General features: G+C 44.1%; 2 tRNA genes. Both read left to right on the top strand.

The features are described 5' to 3' along the window. The first annotated feature begins 11 nt into the window (after positions 1 to 11). Positions 12 to 88 (top strand) — tRNA-Ile (locus tag BN358_RS17940). 3 nt (positions 89 to 91) lie between these two features. Then, a tRNA-Phe gene (locus tag BN358_RS17945) sits at positions 92 to 167 on the top strand. Positions 168 to 236 lie beyond the last annotated feature (69 nt).

Here is a 236-nt window from a genome sequence, read left to right on the forward strand (position 1 = left end):
AAATATATTATGGGCCTTTAGCTCAGTTGGTTAGAGCGCCCGGCTCATAACCGGTAGGTCCAAGGTTCGAGTCCTTGAAGGCCCACCATGTGCCCAGATAGCTCAGTCGGTAGAGCAGGAGACTGAAAATCTCCGTGTCCGTGGTTCGATTCCGCGTTTGGGCACCATTTTAAAAAATAGATTGACAAACAATAAGTGTTATGATAATCTATTAAAGCTATCTTATGAATAGTAGC

This window comes from Sedimentibacter sp. B4 (genome assembly GCF_000309315.1).
Classification (GTDB): domain Bacteria; phylum Bacillota; class Clostridia; order Tissierellales; family Sedimentibacteraceae; genus Sedimentibacter; species Sedimentibacter saalensis.